15 protein-coding genes are annotated in these 15,681 nt (G+C 65.1%); 9 read left to right on the forward strand and 6 right to left on the reverse strand.

Annotated features, from left to right (window positions below; translation table 11 throughout):
• The first annotated feature begins 130 nt into the window (after window positions 1-130).
• The 3 genes from ACVW00_RS00205 to ACVW00_RS00215 all read left to right on the forward strand — a co-directional run bounded on the left by ACVW00_RS00205 (window position 131) and on the right by ACVW00_RS00215 (window position 3,625).
• A complete protein-coding gene (locus tag ACVW00_RS00205) occupies window positions 131-1,660 on the forward strand; it encodes an AMP-binding protein (protein WP_457108889.1) in 1,530 nt (509 codons plus the stop codon).
• Window positions 1,661-2,148: 488 nt separating this feature from the next.
• The gene (locus tag ACVW00_RS00210; protein WP_457108890.1) at window positions 2,149-2,700 is read left to right on the forward strand and encodes a hypothetical protein; all 552 of its coding nucleotides are present in this window, start codon (window positions 2,149-2,151) and stop codon (window positions 2,698-2,700) included.
• A complete protein-coding gene (locus ACVW00_RS00215) occupies window positions 2,693-3,625 on the forward strand; it encodes a hypothetical protein (RefSeq protein ID WP_457108891.1) in 933 nt (310 codons plus the stop codon). The genes ACVW00_RS00210 and ACVW00_RS00215 overlap by 8 nt, the downstream gene beginning before the upstream one ends.
• A 342-nt stretch (window positions 3,626-3,967) precedes the next feature.
• Here ACVW00_RS00215 and ACVW00_RS00220 read toward each other — a convergent pair whose 3' ends face one another.
• From ACVW00_RS00220 to ACVW00_RS00230, 3 genes are all read right to left on the reverse strand, one after another.
• Window positions 3,968-4,984, reverse strand: coding sequence for an MBL fold metallo-hydrolase (locus ACVW00_RS00220; RefSeq protein ID WP_457108892.1), 1,017 nt, complete (start codon window positions 4,982-4,984; stop codon window positions 3,968-3,970).
• Between the two features lie 28 nt (window positions 4,985-5,012).
• Window positions 5,013-7,148 carry a hypothetical protein gene (locus ACVW00_RS00225; protein ID WP_457108893.1) on the reverse strand — a complete coding sequence of 712 codons (2,136 nt, stop codon included), beginning with the start codon at window positions 7,146-7,148 and terminating at the stop codon, window positions 5,013-5,015.
• A gap of 720 nt (window positions 7,149-7,868) precedes the next feature.
• A complete protein-coding gene (locus ACVW00_RS00230) occupies window positions 7,869-8,012 on the reverse strand; it encodes a hypothetical protein (RefSeq protein ID WP_457108894.1) in 144 nt (47 codons plus the stop codon).
• Between the two features lie 275 nt (window positions 8,013-8,287).
• On the opposite strand from ACVW00_RS00230, the gene ACVW00_RS00235 reads away from it, so the two are divergent.
• The 5 genes from ACVW00_RS00235 to ACVW00_RS00255 all read left to right on the forward strand — a co-directional run bounded on the left by ACVW00_RS00235 (window position 8,288) and on the right by ACVW00_RS00255 (window position 11,633).
• Window positions 8,288-8,590 carry a hypothetical protein gene (locus tag ACVW00_RS00235; protein WP_457108895.1) on the forward strand — a complete coding sequence of 101 codons (303 nt, stop codon included), beginning with the start codon at window positions 8,288-8,290 and terminating at the stop codon, window positions 8,588-8,590.
• A 454-nt stretch (window positions 8,591-9,044) separates the two neighbouring features.
• Entirely contained in the window at window positions 9,045-9,203 is a 159-nt protein-coding gene (locus tag ACVW00_RS00240) for a hypothetical protein (RefSeq protein WP_457108896.1), read from the forward strand.
• Window positions 9,203-9,916, forward strand: coding sequence for a hypothetical protein (locus ACVW00_RS00245; protein ID WP_457108897.1), 714 nt, complete (start codon window positions 9,203-9,205; stop codon window positions 9,914-9,916). The genes ACVW00_RS00240 and ACVW00_RS00245 overlap by 1 nt, the downstream gene beginning before the upstream one ends.
• A 236-nt stretch (window positions 9,917-10,152) precedes the next feature.
• A complete protein-coding gene (locus ACVW00_RS00250) occupies window positions 10,153-10,533 on the forward strand; it encodes a hypothetical protein (protein WP_457108898.1) in 381 nt (126 codons plus the stop codon).
• Between the two features lie 107 nt (window positions 10,534-10,640).
• Window positions 10,641-11,633, forward strand: a complete 993-nt coding sequence (locus ACVW00_RS00255) for a helix-turn-helix domain-containing protein (RefSeq protein WP_457108899.1) — start codon at window positions 10,641-10,643, stop codon at window positions 11,631-11,633.
• A gap of 144 nt (window positions 11,634-11,777) precedes the next feature.
• On the opposite strand, the gene ACVW00_RS00260 is transcribed toward ACVW00_RS00255, so the two are convergent.
• Window positions 11,778-13,259 (reverse strand): hypothetical protein, encoded by a 1,482-nt coding sequence (locus ACVW00_RS00260; RefSeq protein WP_457108900.1) that lies wholly within the window; start codon window positions 13,257-13,259, stop codon window positions 11,778-11,780.
• An 85-nt stretch (window positions 13,260-13,344) separates the two neighbouring features.
• Entirely contained in the window at window positions 13,345-13,695 is a 351-nt protein-coding gene (locus ACVW00_RS00265; RefSeq protein ID WP_457108901.1) for a hypothetical protein, read from the reverse strand.
• Between the two features lie 281 nt (window positions 13,696-13,976).
• Here ACVW00_RS00265 and ACVW00_RS00270 point away from each other — a divergent pair, with 281 nt between their 5' ends.
• Window positions 13,977-14,807 carry a hypothetical protein gene (locus tag ACVW00_RS00270; RefSeq protein ID WP_457108902.1) on the forward strand — a complete coding sequence of 277 codons (831 nt, stop codon included), beginning with the start codon at window positions 13,977-13,979 and terminating at the stop codon, window positions 14,805-14,807.
• A gap of 350 nt (window positions 14,808-15,157) precedes the next feature.
• Here the strand turns inward: ACVW00_RS00270 and ACVW00_RS00275 are convergent, their stop codons facing one another.
• Window positions 15,158-15,412 (reverse strand): hypothetical protein, encoded by a 255-nt coding sequence (locus tag ACVW00_RS00275; RefSeq protein ID WP_457108903.1) that lies wholly within the window; start codon window positions 15,410-15,412, stop codon window positions 15,158-15,160.
• Between the last annotated feature and the right edge of the window lie 269 nt (window positions 15,413-15,681).

Raw genomic sequence — 15,681 nt, forward strand, 5'->3', positions numbered from 1 at the left:
GGGAGGACCGCTAGATCGCGACGAACGGTCCGGGACGTTCAGGCATGCCGATGTCGTGGTCATCACTACAGGTAGCTGAAGGGGTATGTCCATGGGACCGAGAGTCGGAGCTGTTGAGGTTGCGGGGTGGTTGGAGCGGTTCGGTTCACGCGACGTTCAAGCCGCGGAGGTGTTGTGTGACGGCCACGATCCCGCGAGGGTCGCGTTCACGGCGGTTGGCCCGGACCTGACGGGCCGCGATGTCTCTTTTGGTGAGCTGAGTGACCGATCTCGCCGGCTTGCCAGCGTGCTGTCGGCCCGGGGGGTGGTTGCCGGTGACCGGGTTGCTGTGTTGATGGGCAAGACCGAGTTGTTGCCGGTGGTGTTGTTGGCGATCTGGCGGCTCGGCGCGGTTCATGTGCCGTTGTTCACGGCGTTCGCGGCGCCGGCGGTCGAACTGCGGGTGAGACGATCGGGAGCGAGTGTTGCCGTGGTTGGTGCCGATCAGCGCGAGAAGATTGCACAGATCAGTGATCTGGACGTGGTCGTTGCCGAGGAGCTGGCGACGCTGATTCCGAACGCGGCTCCCTGGACACAGGCAGGGCCCTTCGGTGGCGAGACCGAACTGGTCCGCCTCTTCACCAGCGGGACTACGGGCGACCCGAAAGCCGTCTCGATCCCGGTCCGGGCGCTGGCGTCGTTTTGTTCCTACCTTCATTTCGGGTTGGACCTGCGCGAGGACGACGTCTTCTGGAACGCGGCGGACCCAGGGTGGGCCTACGGGCTGTACTACGGCATCCTCGGCCCGCTGGCGGCTGGCCGTTCGAACCTACTGCTCAATGCCCCGTTCTCCCCGGCCTTGACGGCTGAGGTGATCCGTCGGTTCGGGGTGACCAACTTCGCCGCCGCGCCGACGGTGTACCGGGCTTTGCGCGCTGAGCCCACCGCCCAGAGCCTCTCAGTTCGGGTGGCTTCCTCGGCCGGGGAGCCGCTGACCCCTGACGTGCCGACGTGGACTTCGCGCGCGTGGGGAGTCGAGGTGCGTGATCACTACGGGCAGACCGAGCAGGGCATGGTGATCGCCAACGGGTGGCATTCAGATGTACTTACAGACCCAGAACCGGGGTCAATGGGCAGGGCACTCCCGGGGTTCACCGTCGACGTCATCGAAGGCGCTATCGCGATCGATATGGAGCAAAGCCCGCTCGCTTGGTTCAGGGGTTATTTCGGTGATCCCGATAGGACCGCGGAACGCGTCACCGACGACGGACGCTGGTACCTCACCGGTGACGTCGGCTCGATCGACGACCGCGGAAATGTGTTCTTCCGCTCCCGTGACGACGACGTCATCCTCATGGCTGGGTACCGGATCGGACCGTTCGAGGTCGAAAGTGTTCTGGTCACCCACCCCGCCGTCGCTGAAGCCGCAGTCGTCGGAGCACCCGACGAGTTACGCGGCGAGGTCTTAGTCGCATTCGTGGTCCTCGAAGCCGGTGACGAACCCTCCGACGACCTCACAACTGACCTTCAGACCGTGGTCAAGACTCGTTACGCCGCACATGCCTACCCGCGCACAATCCACTACGTCGACGCCCTCCCGAAAACACCGAGCGGGAAGGTCCAACGCTTTGAACTGCGCAATAGAACCAGCCCAACCAACCAATCCCCCACAGACCCCTGAATCTCACCCCTCGGGTTACAGATCTGAGTAGTCACGCACACGCCGCCGCAGCGGCTGTGCTGCAGTAGATCGCTGGCCTAGGTTGGCGTGATGGCAGGCCAACGATGCCGACCGGTATTAGTCCAGGTGACCGATGAGGTGGCCGCCCACCTCGCTGCCAATGAGCTGTTCGGACCTTGCCTGAGGCCGGACTGCCGGGGATCGGCAATCCCACGATATGACGAGTAGCGGTTACAGCTCAGCGAGGGAGGGCAGCGTGCGCACGGTTTCTGCCACTTAACGAATCACGGCATGTCCATCGTCAAGTTCGGCACGCGACGGCACGTGGACGCGTCGCGCAGGCGATCCGCGCGGCTCGACGTCGACCTTGCATGTCTCAGAGCCGAGGACGTGTGGCTACCAACATGATCGCCTTACGGCGACCGACGGATTCGGGAGGCACTTACCTATGTCGGTGCGAACCGGAAGGATGGTCCCAGGGTTGCTGCATGCTGCGGCGCGCGGATGGTCAACAGAGGGAACGGGTGCGCTTCCGACTTATCCTCTCGGCGTATGCGCCAATGCTTCTCATGTTCGCTGTGCGACTGGTCGGCGATCATCCTCGGTTGGCGCTCTTGCTCGCTGCGATCGCTCTCGGTTCGGTGGTGAGCTTGTTCGCGATGGTGCGAGCTCGAAACGCTCTGAGCGCCGATCCATTCGTTCTCTCGTCCGTCAAGGACGAGAGTTCTCAGGTCCCCGCCTTCCTCCTGTCGTATCTGTTGCCCTTCGTGACGGCCGATGTCAACAAGCCGTCGGACCTGGTCGTCGTCGGCATCTTCCTAGCCTTGATCGTCACACTTGCGCTCGGAACGGACCTCGTGCTCGTGAATCCATTTTTGTTGCTGCTCGGACTCCATTTGTATGATGTCGAGACGAGCGGGGGAACTCGAACGTTGCTACTCAGCCACGTTGAGCCGCGAACCGGTGACACCATTCAAGCGCTTCCGTTCGCGGCTAGCGGATTAAAGCTCACGGCCCTGGAGAGGCGGCCACGTGGCTGATTATTCGCCTGTAGATCTGTCTGCGGCCCTGACTCTCACTGTCGGTTGGCGGTCGGGGACAAAGACGAAGCTCGCGCGGATCCCGATGGTCGCTGAGGTAGCTGACGAGTTCCGCGACGTGCTCGAGGACGTGTCTGCCGCACTTACTAATCGTGAGGCGGAAGCGTGGACTCCTGACGCTGAGGTCACGCCAGAGACCTATCTCGTCGCCTCGCGGGAGTCGATCGGCGGTGCGCCTCTCTTGGCCTCGGACGTTGCATTCACCAATCTGCCTGAGGCTCTTGAATCTGCGTCAGACCTGCCACGCCTGAACGCGGACGATCTGCCCGCAGCCGACCTGTCCTTCTACGCGCTCACTTGTGGCGATGATCCGAATGATCGGACCGTCTTCCTTCGGAGAAGCAATCCGCGCCGAGGTCTCAGGAGAGGCAAATGGTTCACCAGTTTGAGCGACTCCCTGACCCGGGTCGAAGAGCCGATCTTCGGGTTCGATGATCAGGTCGATCTCGTCTTCCAAGATGACCATGTCCTTGTCCTGAGCCAGACCGCGTTCGCTGCACTCTTTCGAGCAAATGACGAACTGGCCGCGCAGGTTCCGCACTGGGTCGAGACACTTCGAAATCACGTGCCAATGACTAGGAAGGGAGCGAAGCGGCTAGAGGCGCGGACGCTGCGCGACTCGCGATTGAAGCGTCGACTGGAGGCGATTACGACGAGGGGCCATCTCCAAGATGTCGATCCCTCCGAGCTTCGGGAAGCCATGACACAGGTCGGTCTCGACCCCGATCGACTCGTGGATTCGAAGAACCGACTCACGTTCGAGGATGAAGACATCCCCGAGGTGCTCCAGTTTCTCAACGAAGATCTGTTCTACGGAGCACTCACCCAGTCCGGCTTCCGAGCGGACAAGAAGGCTGCTCGGTAGCCAAAGTGGGGATAGCGTCCTTCGGGTGCCCATGACGGCACGCTCCGAAGCGGTGGATTGAAGCGCCCGAGCGCGTCCCGTACATGGTGTTGCCTGCATGGGCAGTCGTTGCTCGTATGTCTTCCTCTGCTTCGCGAAGGCTGGAAGCGATCTGTTGCACACCTGCACCGTTGCGAAATAGCTCGATGTCCGATGCTCGACGGTAGTGCTGTCCAGCGCTCCTACAACCGTCGCGTCGATCGCCGGCACCTACGCTCATCCGCCACCGGGCTGGGCTGTCCCCGTTTCTAGTTGACTGTCAGTAGAGAACGCTCTCGCGACACCGGCCGGGTCACCCAGCCGTTACGGAGCAGTCGCAGATACGGGCGTTGCTGTCGACGGGATGTGGAACGCCGGCGCTGCGAACTTGACGTCCCAATCCCTGCTCGCAGTGCGTCTTGCCTGAATGACGCCGGTCGTCTCTGCGATCTCGAACGTGTTCCCTGCGACGGTCTGCGGTGACGAAGACTCGTGCGCCTGCCACACCGGTCCCCGGTCGGTAAGAAGTTTGATGCCCTCCGCCCTCGGAATAGCTGAGGGCCAGTACGGAGCGACCAACGACGGTGAACCACGCTCGACCAGGCCATCCCACATCGGTGGATGATGTGCCTCGACGCTCCCGTGATGAGGGACTTTGACGAGCCCAACGGGTGGGAGGTTGGCGTTGCGACCGTCGCCGAGGATCGCGTGCCATCCGAACTTGCCATGGTTGATCACGTCTCCGGTCAAGAGAGCAGTGACGCCCTTCGCGCGAATATGCAGACATGCACTCGTTCGGTTGTCATCGCGAAGAAACTTCCGAGCGAGGTGATCCTCCTTGAGCGCCTTGGCGAGGTCTCTGGCAGCTGCGTTCACTGCCGTGGTCGTCGGCGCGAGCGATCTGATGCGGAGCCCATCGACCTCGTCTTCGACGAGAGTCATGCCGCAAGCTAGATACCCGAGCAGTTCGTTCCCGCTGCCGTCCGTACGACCAGACGCTGAATTGACCGCACGGCTGAGCTCGGACAGCACCGACTCCGTCTCGTCCACCAGCAGTCCCTTGAAGCGCTTCTCGGACAAAGCGTCTGTCACCCATAGTTTTGCCTGCTCGTACTCCGTGTGAAGCGCCTCAGTGCCTCTGTAATGGTCCGTGTGCAGATGAGTGATCGCGATGTGCTTCACGGCGCGGGGCCCAACGCCCAAACGTTCGAGATACGTCTGTGCGGCCGGAACAGGCTGATTGCTCGCGTTGCTTTGAGTGAAGCTGTCCACTATCAACCAGTTGCCGTCGCCGTAGTGCACGACGCAGGACTCACCCACTCCGCGGCCGAGCAACGTCACTTCGATCTCGTCGGCGGCGGGGGGTCTACTATTCGGTGCCACCGCGCTGCGCGAGCTTGGCAACGTCACGCCGAATGACGGCGCGGTCGAATGGCCGACGGAGTACCAACCGGATCCGTGATTGCGGTTCGCCGTTTCCTTCGGACGCGTAAAGCGTCCAGAAGAACTCAATGCCCTCGCGCAACGAGTGGCGCTGTTCGGCTGCCACTTGGTTGACCTGGAAGGAACCATAGCCGGCGTCGCCGCCGGGTTCGCGGACGATGTCCGCCTGGAAGTGATCTGCCTCGACGTGTGTGACAGTTCCCGCGAACCGTCCCTGGACAGTCATGCTCGGAACGACCCTGATGACCGCTTCCCGCAAGTTCTTGAGGGCCGACGGGTCCAAAGTGAAGGACAGTTCCTTGGGCGATGTAAACGCAACTTTGAGGTCGGCAGTCGTTGACATGATCGGGAACCCTTGTTCGACCCGTCGGGTCAGCTCATCCCACTGCTGCGTCCAAGCTGCTTCGAATAGTGGGCGTGCGGCGAGGTGTGCGGTCTCTCCGAGTCGGTAGCAGCGGTAGATCAGGCCCGACCGCGGGTCCTTCTGGGTGGCGGGGACAATGATGCCGAGGTCGTTGCCGATGTCGATCCCCAACGAAACAATCGACCGAAGCCACGGCGGACCGTTGAGACTTTCCGGGGCCAGGCTCTCGGTAAGTTCCCGCAACGTCAGGCCCTGATCCAACACACGCACCTCGCTCGATGCGTAGTGCTTCCTATATGCCGAAATCGAATCTAGTTGCCGAATCTGCTGCCTTTGCGGTTTCTCGAACCGTTGGTCGATGTACCCAAAAACACTGGCAATGCTGTGGAAGAAGATCAAGCCGACCTTCGTCAGCGCACCCGCCTGAGGCTCTTCTGGAACGACGCCGTGGGCGGCAACGATTTCGCGCTGAAGCCAGAGGACTTCGTCCAGCTGGTTGTCCGCAAGTAGTGGAGAAGGAGTCGGACGGTCGAACCTGACATCAACCGCAGGACGGCGCCGCACGCGACTAGCAGACACCTGCGTCAGACGATTGGCGCACTCGCTGAAAGCCTCTGCATCGGCAGCAAAATACAGACCCAACGGAAGCGAATCGAGAGCCTCGACACTCGACATCGAAAACGCCCTATGGAACGCCTTCTCAGAAAGGACATGCGCCAACACCTGCGTGGCCACAAGCATCTGCAACAGTCGATGCTTACCTTCCCCTTCCAAACGCTCAACAGCGCTCGCCAACCAATCGCTACGCGTCTGCGTCGCGATGTCGCGGAGTGCGCGGTCCAACGCGTCTTCTGAACTTGGACGAACCAGAGCAATCGGCACCAGTCGAACTCGGACGTACGGTTCGGTGATGGTGTCCGAAGGCTGGAACTTCGCCGCGTAAGAACGGACCTTGAAACTTTCAACCAGCGACTCGACCGACGCCGGCAGAACGCGCAATGCCGCTTCGATCGATTTCGTCGTCGGAACGTGAACGTACGCAGACCTCGGTTCGTCGGGGATTAGGGGCGCGGTCACGTCCGCCACATGCCAACGATTGACCGCTAGGCAATCACCCCAGGCTGACTCCTCAACGGTGAACGCGTAAGTCGCGGGGAAGTCGCTAAAGAAAGGAATGCCGTTGCGGAACAGCGCCGTCACGACATCCGTTGCGAACCTGTCGACAGCCTTCGAAGCGCGAACGTTCAACGCCTTGAACTCGATGGCGTCGAGCAAGTAGTCGGCGCGCTGTTCCTCGTCGACGCACACCGCCGCGCATGAGACAGAGCCAGTCGGACCAACAAGAGCCCTGGCCGACTCCGTCAAGCGGAAGAGCGTCGTTCCCACCACGACCGAGTCGTCAAGAATGAGGATTCGTTTGCCAGTCCAGTCGCGACCAACGTCGAAGTACCTATCGGACACCACCGGCACAGAACTGATTGGCTCAAAGCCAGCGTTCACAACCAACTGGTACAGACATGCCAGACGACGAGCTGAAAGCACGACCAGGTCCACGTCACCGACATCGCCAAGCGTCCGGGCTGTCTCGAACAAGTGGAGAATGCCGCCGCGAAGCTCTACGTCACTTACATCCTTCAGCGCCTCAAGCGGGCTCGAGAACTCTCGAAGTCCGCTGTCTTGGCCACCGTACAAGTCCACTAGTCCAACCTGTTGAAGTTAAGCGGAAGCACGGGTCCGCGTTCCATCCAACCTCGCTCATCGGCAGTTACGCCACAGCCTTTACGAGCCACCATGCGGGGAGCGCAGTCCGTCTCGACCCTCCAAGGCCCCGTGGAGGTGCAACGAGCCAGAGGCCATGCGAACCCGCCTCGTGCACCTTGCAAGGAGTGGTATACCACGCGTGAAGAGTATCCGAGCGGGCCGTGGGACCGAGGCCTGAACACACAAGGTGGGCCGGACCAGTTCGCTGACCAGACGTTAGGGACCATATGTTGACCCGAGCGTCTACGCGTGACTGCCTTCTGCACCAGGCGCGACCCGGGCCGGCGCCCGACGCGCATAAACACCGCGCATGGACGCCCCGCCCCCAACGGAGCGGCGTAGCGATTTGGCCGGGAGCCAGCGGTTTCAGGTCGGCGGCGTGACGCCCACGCCCCCAATCGGCATACCCGCTTCGAAGTCGCGCCAGTCACTGACGGGTCCGCCGTACTTTCGATTTGATGGGACCCAGTGACGTCCTGGTCCTTCTGACCTCCACTTCGAACAGGTTGATCCGGATCGGAACGGCGATCCACCCGCGCCGTTGTGGCCTCAGAACTCATGAGGGACCGCTACTCGACGGGTCGGGGAGTGGTGGCTCATGAGCGCGCTGGCGAGCTGCTCACCCAGTGCAGAGATCGCATGCAGGGTTTCGGGGCGTCATTTTGGCGCAATTTGTGGGCACGACATGACCCGTCTGCGTGGCATCAGACCCGGGATGTCGCAGGCCAGCTCCGCGTCCTTGGTGCCCAGATAGGCGTGGACAAACCTCAATGTCGCCATGACGACGATCTGGTGGATCACGCCCGAGAGCCGTCCTGTGAACGAATGTGCGCGATCTCGAAACCCGCCGAGACGACCGGACCACGAAGTTTGGCGCGCAGCGCGACCCGCCGCAGCTCGGCAGAGCCTCTCCGGACGGCCCGGGCCTCCCCAGGCGACGACGGCGCGGCGCCGGCGCGCGGGCGGTGGGGGACTCACAGACATTGCCCGGCTCGGTGAGCACGAGGACCTCACTCGATGCCTTCTGTGCGTAATGGCGCCGCACCAGAGCGGGCCGGACACCAAGGAGCAGGTTCATGAGCTCGATGCCCGCCGGCGATGGCGTGAACGTCACCTTGACGCCGGAAGGACAGGAAGCCTTGGACAACCTTGCCAAGGCGATGGCAGCTACCTACGACGGCAGCACCGAGAGCCTAGACAGGCTCATCCGGTGCCTGAACACCACCGACGTCGACGACTTGGCCACCGACCTGTCCGTCGTGGCGAACGACCTGCTCCCCGCCGACGAGGTCGCCCGCCGCCGCATCGATGCCGAACAGGCTCGGGACATCCCTGGCGCCGCCGCGAACGACTGTCAGCGCCCCTCCTACGGCTGGTGATCGGAAACGAGCGCATGCCTGGACAGCAACTGGATCGTGACCGGCTTCGACAACGCTCTCAAGGCAGAGCGACGAGTTGATGCCCTTCGCGACAGGCGCCCCGTCCCCGACCTGGAACGTGTGGGTGTGACCTTCGGTCACGGCTCGTCGGTGTACGTCATCTTCGACAGCCTTCTGCGATGGACGGGCCGAGGGCTCCCAAATGCTGCCGCCGAACAGGGTCACCGCCGCCCTCGTCGCGGCCTTCCCCGATCGCGCCGCGACACTGTCGGGTTCAAGCTCGTCTCCGGTGGGGTAACCGTTGCGGCCGCAGTCGCCGGCGGCGAGGGCGAAAGGGTCTCCTAACCCCGCTGGAACCAACGCCCGAAAAGGGTGGGCGGATCAGTGAGCACGAGGACCCATGCCGATGCCTTCTGTGGGTGAAGGCACCGCTACGGGAAGGGATCACCCAACCATGGAGCCATCTCTCGACGTCGCCAACACCAGCGAGATCCGTCGGCAGTTGGCGGCCGCCAAGGGTGCGCTTACCCAGCTCGAGGCCCTCCTGGCCCCCATGCCGGCCGACGACGACGCGGCCGCACCGCCAGCGGCCCGCCTCGGAGGTGAGCAGTGATGGCCGCCGCCGACGTCGCCCTGGAGCGGGCCACCTTCGAGATCACCCAGACCCACCAGGCCCTTATCCACGCGCGCCACCTGGTCGACGAGCTTCACCAGACCGTCCGCTCCGCCTCCCACTACCTCGACGAGACCGAGCTCGACGCCGCCAAGGCGCAGTTGGCCGAGCCCGACCGCCGTGACCGGTTCATGGAGGCCGCCCTCGATGGTCTGGGCCACGTCTCGGCCCGGTGCCGATCGGGCCGAGACCTCTCAGCCGACTTGGTGGACGTGGTCACGAAGGCTCGCAGGCACCTCGACCAGGCGACTCGGCTCGCCGCCAGCCACCCTGATGGAGCCCGCTATCTGACACCCCAGCTCGACGCGCTGCGCGACTTCCTGGCCGTCACCGAGCCCATCGCCCGAGCCGCCTTCACCCATCTCAACAACGCACACGACGTCGCATTGGGGGCCGAAGTCGCCGATGCGGCCATCAACAGGGACTCCTTCCGGCTCCAGCAGCGGATCACCACCGTTGGCCACGAAGTCTCTCGTGCCGACGAGGACGTACGCATGGCCGATGCCGTCGTCGACCACGTCCGCGGCGCCGCCTCGCGGACCGCGAGCCTCGCGGCGGAGATCAACGACACCGCCCGCTCGCGCCTGGCCGCCGAGCAGCAGCGCGCGACCGGCACCGGCCTTGCCGGCGGGGGCTATGCCCCAGGTCGTTGACCAATCAGACGAGACCGGAAGAACGGAAGCCCGATGTCTTGGTCCGGCGCCGTCAACGCTGTCGGTCATGCGGCAAAGGAAATCAACAATCCCCTGCTCTCCTCCGGGGAGGTGCACCTGCGGGGCCGGACACACCAACTCGCAGCCTGTCTCGTGAGCACCGGGGCCCGCCTCAATGCGTTCTGTGGCTGAGCGGACCGCACACCGCGGCCGACCGGATCCAGAAGGAGCCAGCCATGAGCGTGATGCGCGACGACCGGACCGGGCAACCCCCAGACCCACACCACAACCACGAGACACACCTGGCCAACCTCGTCGGCCGTCGCGTCGCCTACGAGCAGGGCGACATCGACCCCCGGCACGGCACCATCGTGAGTGCCAACTACAGCCTCAGTGGCGAAGCAGTCCTGATCGTTCACCCCGACAGCCGCCCCAGCGAGGTGCCCGCGAACGCCGTCCTCATGGGCCGGCAAGCCACGTGGGCACTCGAGCACCTCGACTCCCCTGTCCCGCTACTCGGTGTCGACCAGGCCGCCCGCCGCCGGCTGAATGCCGAGCAGACCGGCACGATCCCTGGGGCCGCGAACACCGCACCCTCGCCGGCAGTGACGAGGTGACCAACACCGGACCTCGAGGTTCTGCGAACTCGCCCCCGCCTGCGTGAGCACCAGGCGCTGGCTCCATGCCTTCTGTGGGTAGCAGTGGCGCTGACGAGGAGGCAGGTATGAACGCCCAGCACGACGGCATCACCGAGGCAGTCGTCGGCCTCGCGGCCGAGCACGACCCGGCCCAGCTCGAGATAATGCTGGAATCGCTGAGCAACGTCCAGCTGCGCTCCCTGGCCGCCGCTCTGGCCACGCAGATCGCCCGCGATCAGGAGGTCGGCCAGGCTCCGCCAGCCCCGCCGTCGGTCACCCCTACCGCGCAGGGCATCAGTTCCGCCGCGCATCTATGCAACGTCGCGATCGAGGCTGCCGCGAAGATGCTCGGCACCACGCCCGAGGCGGCCGCGCGGACCAACGGGCTGACCCTGCCCCAGATCGCGGAGCACTTCGGCCGGGACGACAGCTCCGTGATCCACGCGATCCGTCGTACCGGCGAGCGACCGCGGCTGGCGGCCGCTGCCTCCGTGATCGCCGAGGACATCACCAGCCGCTACCAGCAGGTCATCGAGGAACGCCCAGGCCTGCGTCTGATCCGCGATCCCGAGACGACGAGCGCCGCACACAAGCCCATCCCGCAGGACCTGACTGTCGTCGCTGCCGCGATCGAGGCCGCAGCACGCAAGTTCGGCACCCACCTGGAACTGGTGCGCGGACCGGACCGAACCCGAATGGTCGCCGATGCTCGTGCGGTGGCGATGACCGCTGCCCGGATCAAAGGGCTGAGCCTGCCCAAGATCGCGGCGGACTTCGACGACCGCCACCATGCGGTCGTACTCCATTCCACCCGACGCGTCGAGAAGACGCCGCCCCTGCGCGAGCTTACAGAGCAGATCGCCAAGGACATCCCGAAGGCCGCGCCCTCCGGCACCGGCGGCGATGTACGACATGCGGTCATGCTTGACGGGCAAGTCACCACCACACCTGCCCGCGGCCAACAAGCCAACCGAGCTGTCGCTGGAACGGTTGCCGTCACCCAGTCCGCGGTCGCACCACCACGGCGCCGACCACCGCCCGCCATCGGGACAGAGGAACGGGCGATGACGAGCCGCTGATCAGGGCAGCGGACCTGCCGGAACGCTGGTACAGGTGCGCGGCGTCACGAATGCCTACGGCGTGCGATCGCCCGCCCTGCCCTGTCGCGAGCACGGCTTCTGCACCGTCTGGTTCCACCAAGCCGTGCCTGCCTGCTTCCTGCGCTACAGGCTCGGTCCACGGCGCAATAGTCGATCCGGCGGTAAGGAATCAAAGATGGCTGCGGCTGGTGTGGTGGGTGTCGCCGAACGTGAGCGTTGAACGTCTGTTGTGACGGTGCTCGGGCGCTCCACCCTGCTGCTTAGGCATGTGGTCATAAGGCTTGCGGCCGCGTACGAGGTGCTCGCCGCATCAGCGGCGGAGGAGTGCAAGGCATCGAGCAAATGGTCCGGCACAGGCCCGAGACGATTCTCGCGAACGGCGATGGAGATCAGCCCGCTGTCCAAGGCGTTGCAGTTCTCAGGGAGAAGTCCGTCCTCAATGTCTTGGGTGAGCCGTCGCACGACCGCGCGCGTGGGCGCCGACAGGTCGGGGTCGCGCAGGGCGGGTCGGGTGGCTTCGGCGAGCTCGGCGGCCGCGTCGACGTAGTGGGCGATGACGGGCATGGCCGCAGCGAGATCGACGCGCTGCGCGACGCCTGCCGGCGATGCAAGCCGGTCGCCGTCGTGGGTGAGCTCGCGGCAGGCAGCGCGGAGCTGGCCCGCCGCCGCGGAGAGAGCGGGATCTAGACGGGAGCCTTGGGGCATCAGGTCGCGCCAGCGGCGGCCCAGACTCATCCATGCTTCGCCGGCGGCACTGAGCACTTGCTCTAAGCGAGCCGGGCCGACTCCGACCTGGTCGACGTGGCCAGTCTCTGCGGCCGCCCGGGCGAGGACCAGGGCAGCGCCGAAGAACATCCCTTGCGTGCGGGTGGCGAGTACCAGGTTGCCCGGACTGGGTGCCTCGACCAGGGTTCGATGCGCCTGGATGTCGAAGAGGGCCAGTGTCTCGCGGAGCCGGGGGAGCCCGACGACGGGTGCGGCTTGTTCATATGCGAGTGCTTCTGCGTAGTGGCCGGGCTGGAGATAACAGCCGAGGACACGCTCGACGACGCCGAGGCGGTCAGCCCACCGCACTCCTGGGCCGACTTCGTAGCGGCGCCGGGATGAGGCGGCGGCCCGGACGGCCTCCACACGTGAGGGGTTGACGGCGCGCTGGCGGCCGTCCTCCCTGAGGGCGACGCCGACGCCGTGGGTGGCGATATAGAGGGTGTGGACGACGCGGGTGCGGGCCGCCTCGAGGTCCTTGTGCACGCGGGTGACGTGCGGCTGGAGTTCCTCGCCGTACTTATCGACGAGATCGCGAGCTCGGGTGAGATTGTCGTCGATCGCATGCATGCAGTGGTCGCCAGCGCCGGTACCTGGCCAGCGCGCAGTAGCGAGGTCGGCGCGGATGGAGGTGGCGAGCTCGGTGACACGTTCGATCGTTCGGCGGGCGTCGGCGCCGGCGTAGTCGCGGCCGGGGAAGGAGTTCCATAGGTCGACGGCGGAGGCGACGGTGTCGACCCAAGAGCGCAGGAGTCCTGGGGCTGCGGCTGCCTCGGCGTCGAGGAGCAACGTCCGGGCGTGGTAGTCGGCGTCGATGAGGAGCTCGCCGACGCTGCGCACGTCCCCGGTTCGGGGCGCTGGTGCCCCGATGGGTGCGTGCTTGAGGCTTCCGGGCGTGAAGGTGCCGGGGACCGGGAGGGTGAGATCAAGCGGCACTGTGGCGGGCCTCTCGGACCAAGTCGGCGATGGTGATCCTGAGGTCGCTGGCGCCGGCCACGCGGGCGTCGAGCTGCTGGGTGAGTTGCTCGGCGGCCTCAAGGACTCGCAGTGGGTCGCTGGACTGGCTGGGGGAGTGGTCGGGGACTTCCTTGTCGGCGGGGAGCATGTCGGTGGCCTGAGATGCGGCGAGGAACAAGCCGAGTCCGAGGGAATGCAGGGGCGAGTCGATGCCGGCGGTGTCCGCGGCTTGCCACAGGTGATCGGCAGCTAACTGGAGCAGGCAGGCGATCTCGCCGAGCGGCTGCCAGGACAGGTCGGTGGCGACAGTCTTCGGCATGGCTTGGTTCTCCTTCCGGTGTCTGCTGATCCATGCAACCCGGGATTCGGGGCGGTGTGGGGACGGGTGCGAGGAGCCTGTGGATAACTCCTTTCGTGTCGGCGCGTGGGCACAAACTGGTGGTGAATGGCTCGGCTCGTCACCCACAGAAGGCGAGCGGCACCGTCGTGGTGCTCACCGGAGGAGGAAGTCGCTCGAAATTCACTATTCCCTGGAGAAGAGGTAGGGCGATGGGTATCGGGACCCGGATTTACAGGCTGGGGGCGGTCCTGCCTGGGATCGTGCTCAGCGCAGCGTTCCTGTTGGTGGTCTCGGCGTGCCTGCCGGCGACGCTGGGCGGGATGCTGCTGGTTGCCTACGTCGTCGGCGCCGTGATGCTGGCGTGCGGGGCGTTCGAGGCGCCGGCCGTTCGTGTGCTGGGTCGTTCCCGGCGGGCCACGATGGGGGACGAGCAGCTGCTCCGTGGCCTCGCCGGCTGGCTGGATGGTCGCGCCGTAGCGGTGCCCGACCTCTACGTGGCGCGCGGCGATATGGGCCGGGCGGCGGCTGAGCCGTGTGGTCAGCACTCGGTCGTGGTCGCTCCGCGGCTGCTGGGGTGGCTGCATCGGCAGCAGGTCTCGCAGGCGGTCGTAGCAGCCGTCGTCGCGCAGGCGGCCGCCGGTCTGAGCGTCGGGCCGTCGAGGTTCGACTTGGCGGTGCGGTTGCTGACTGCTCCCGGTGCCCTGGTGGTCGCCGGCTTCGTCCGGGTGGCGCGGTGGTTCACATGGGTGCCGGGCGTGCTAGGGCTGTGGCGGATCCGGGCGGTCTTCGGGATCGTCGCGGTCTGGCAGTGCCTCCAAGCTCACCAACTGACGATCGCTGTGACGACCGGCACGCTGATCGCGGTGTCCTACACCGGGCCCGCGTGCGCGCGGGCTTGGCGGCGTCGAGTCGAGGCGGCGGCGGACCGTTGGGTGGCTCGTGCGGGTCTCGGCGACCAACTCGAGTTCGCGGTGCGCTCGGCGTGCGAGCCGGGGTCGTTCGACCGGGTTGAACGGATCCGCGGCTTCGCGAAGGCTCAGTCGGCCGACCTCACAACGCGGGTACAACGGGAGCTCTACCTGGTCCGCTGAGCAGCCCGCCGCTAACTCACGACGGGTGACGTCGGCGAGCACCGAGATCGGACGTGCCGGACACCGGTCGCAGGCATCGCTTGGCCGGGACCGGCCACATCCTGACGGTTCAGTACTCACGCTGGCACAGGGTGCCTCCAGAGGGAGAGTGCGTCGGTCGGTTGTCCGACGGAAGAGGAAAGGGCCGTGTCGGACGTTTGGTTGGGTCGGTCAGCCACTTCGGGCGCGACGTTGTTCGCGCCAGAGCGAGTGGGCTGCGGCGAAGTGCGGCACGAGCTGGGCGACGCGTTGGTTGCAGCCCGGGCAGTGCGAGCCTGCGATCCGATTCAGCAGCGCTTTGAGCATGGTCGTCATTGGGTCGACCTTCCGGTCTCGCCGAGCGCATGGCGCAAGACGAGGGCCGAGGTGGCCTCGTACAGCGCGGTCTCGGAGGCGACCAGTTCTTCGGTCGCTTGTTCCAGTTCAGGTGCGACGTGGCGACACATCTTCGCGAACCCGGTGGCTTGCTCGAGCTGTCGGTGAAGTGCGCCGAGCAGGTAGTCGGGGTCGAAGTGGGACGCACCTTCCAGAGCTCGTGGCGCGGTCTTCCGGTTCGACGTTGCCATCGAGGCTCCTGGTGTCTGGCTAGCCGGAACGAGGCGAGATTCGACCAATGGCGCTGTCCCAAAGGAATGGTCGGAGATGCGTCCCGAGACCGTCGCCCTGGTCCTGGCCAACCTCCTGATAGGCGTACACGGAACAGCACGACCCGGCAACATGTCAAGAGATGTACGTACATGTGGTTGGAGCCCTTGACATGGCGGATGCTTGACCGACAACATGTACGTACATGTGTGCCGATCACCTTGCTCGCGCCGACGGCGGTTGCGTTGGG

Source organism: Marmoricola sp. URHA0025 HA25 (assembly GCF_054059435.1).

Bases quoted from the DNA above. Each gene is read 5' to 3' on its own strand.
- ACVW00_RS00265 (WP_457108901.1), bottom strand. From the start codon at position 13,695: ATGCCGAAGACTGTCGCCACCGACCTGTCCTGGCAGCCGCTCGGCGAG.
- ACVW00_RS00235 (WP_457108895.1), top strand. From the start codon at position 8,288: ATGAGCTCGATGCCCGCCGGCGATGGCGTGAACGTCACCTTGACGCCG.
- ACVW00_RS00275 (WP_457108903.1), bottom strand. From the start codon at position 15,412: ATGGCAACGTCGAACCGGAAGACCGCGCCACGAGCTCTGGAAGGTGCG.
- ACVW00_RS00210 (WP_457108890.1), top strand. From the start codon at position 2,149: ATGCTGCGGCGCGCGGATGGTCAACAGAGGGAACGGGTGCGCTTCCGA.
- ACVW00_RS00250 (WP_457108898.1), top strand. From the start codon at position 10,153: ATGAGCGTGATGCGCGACGACCGGACCGGGCAACCCCCAGACCCACAC.
- ACVW00_RS00245 (WP_457108897.1), top strand. From the start codon at position 9,203: ATGGCCGCCGCCGACGTCGCCCTGGAGCGGGCCACCTTCGAGATCACC.
- ACVW00_RS00255 (WP_457108899.1), top strand. From the start codon at position 10,641: ATGAACGCCCAGCACGACGGCATCACCGAGGCAGTCGTCGGCCTCGCG.
- ACVW00_RS00240 (WP_457108896.1), top strand. From the start codon at position 9,045: ATGGAGCCATCTCTCGACGTCGCCAACACCAGCGAGATCCGTCGGCAG.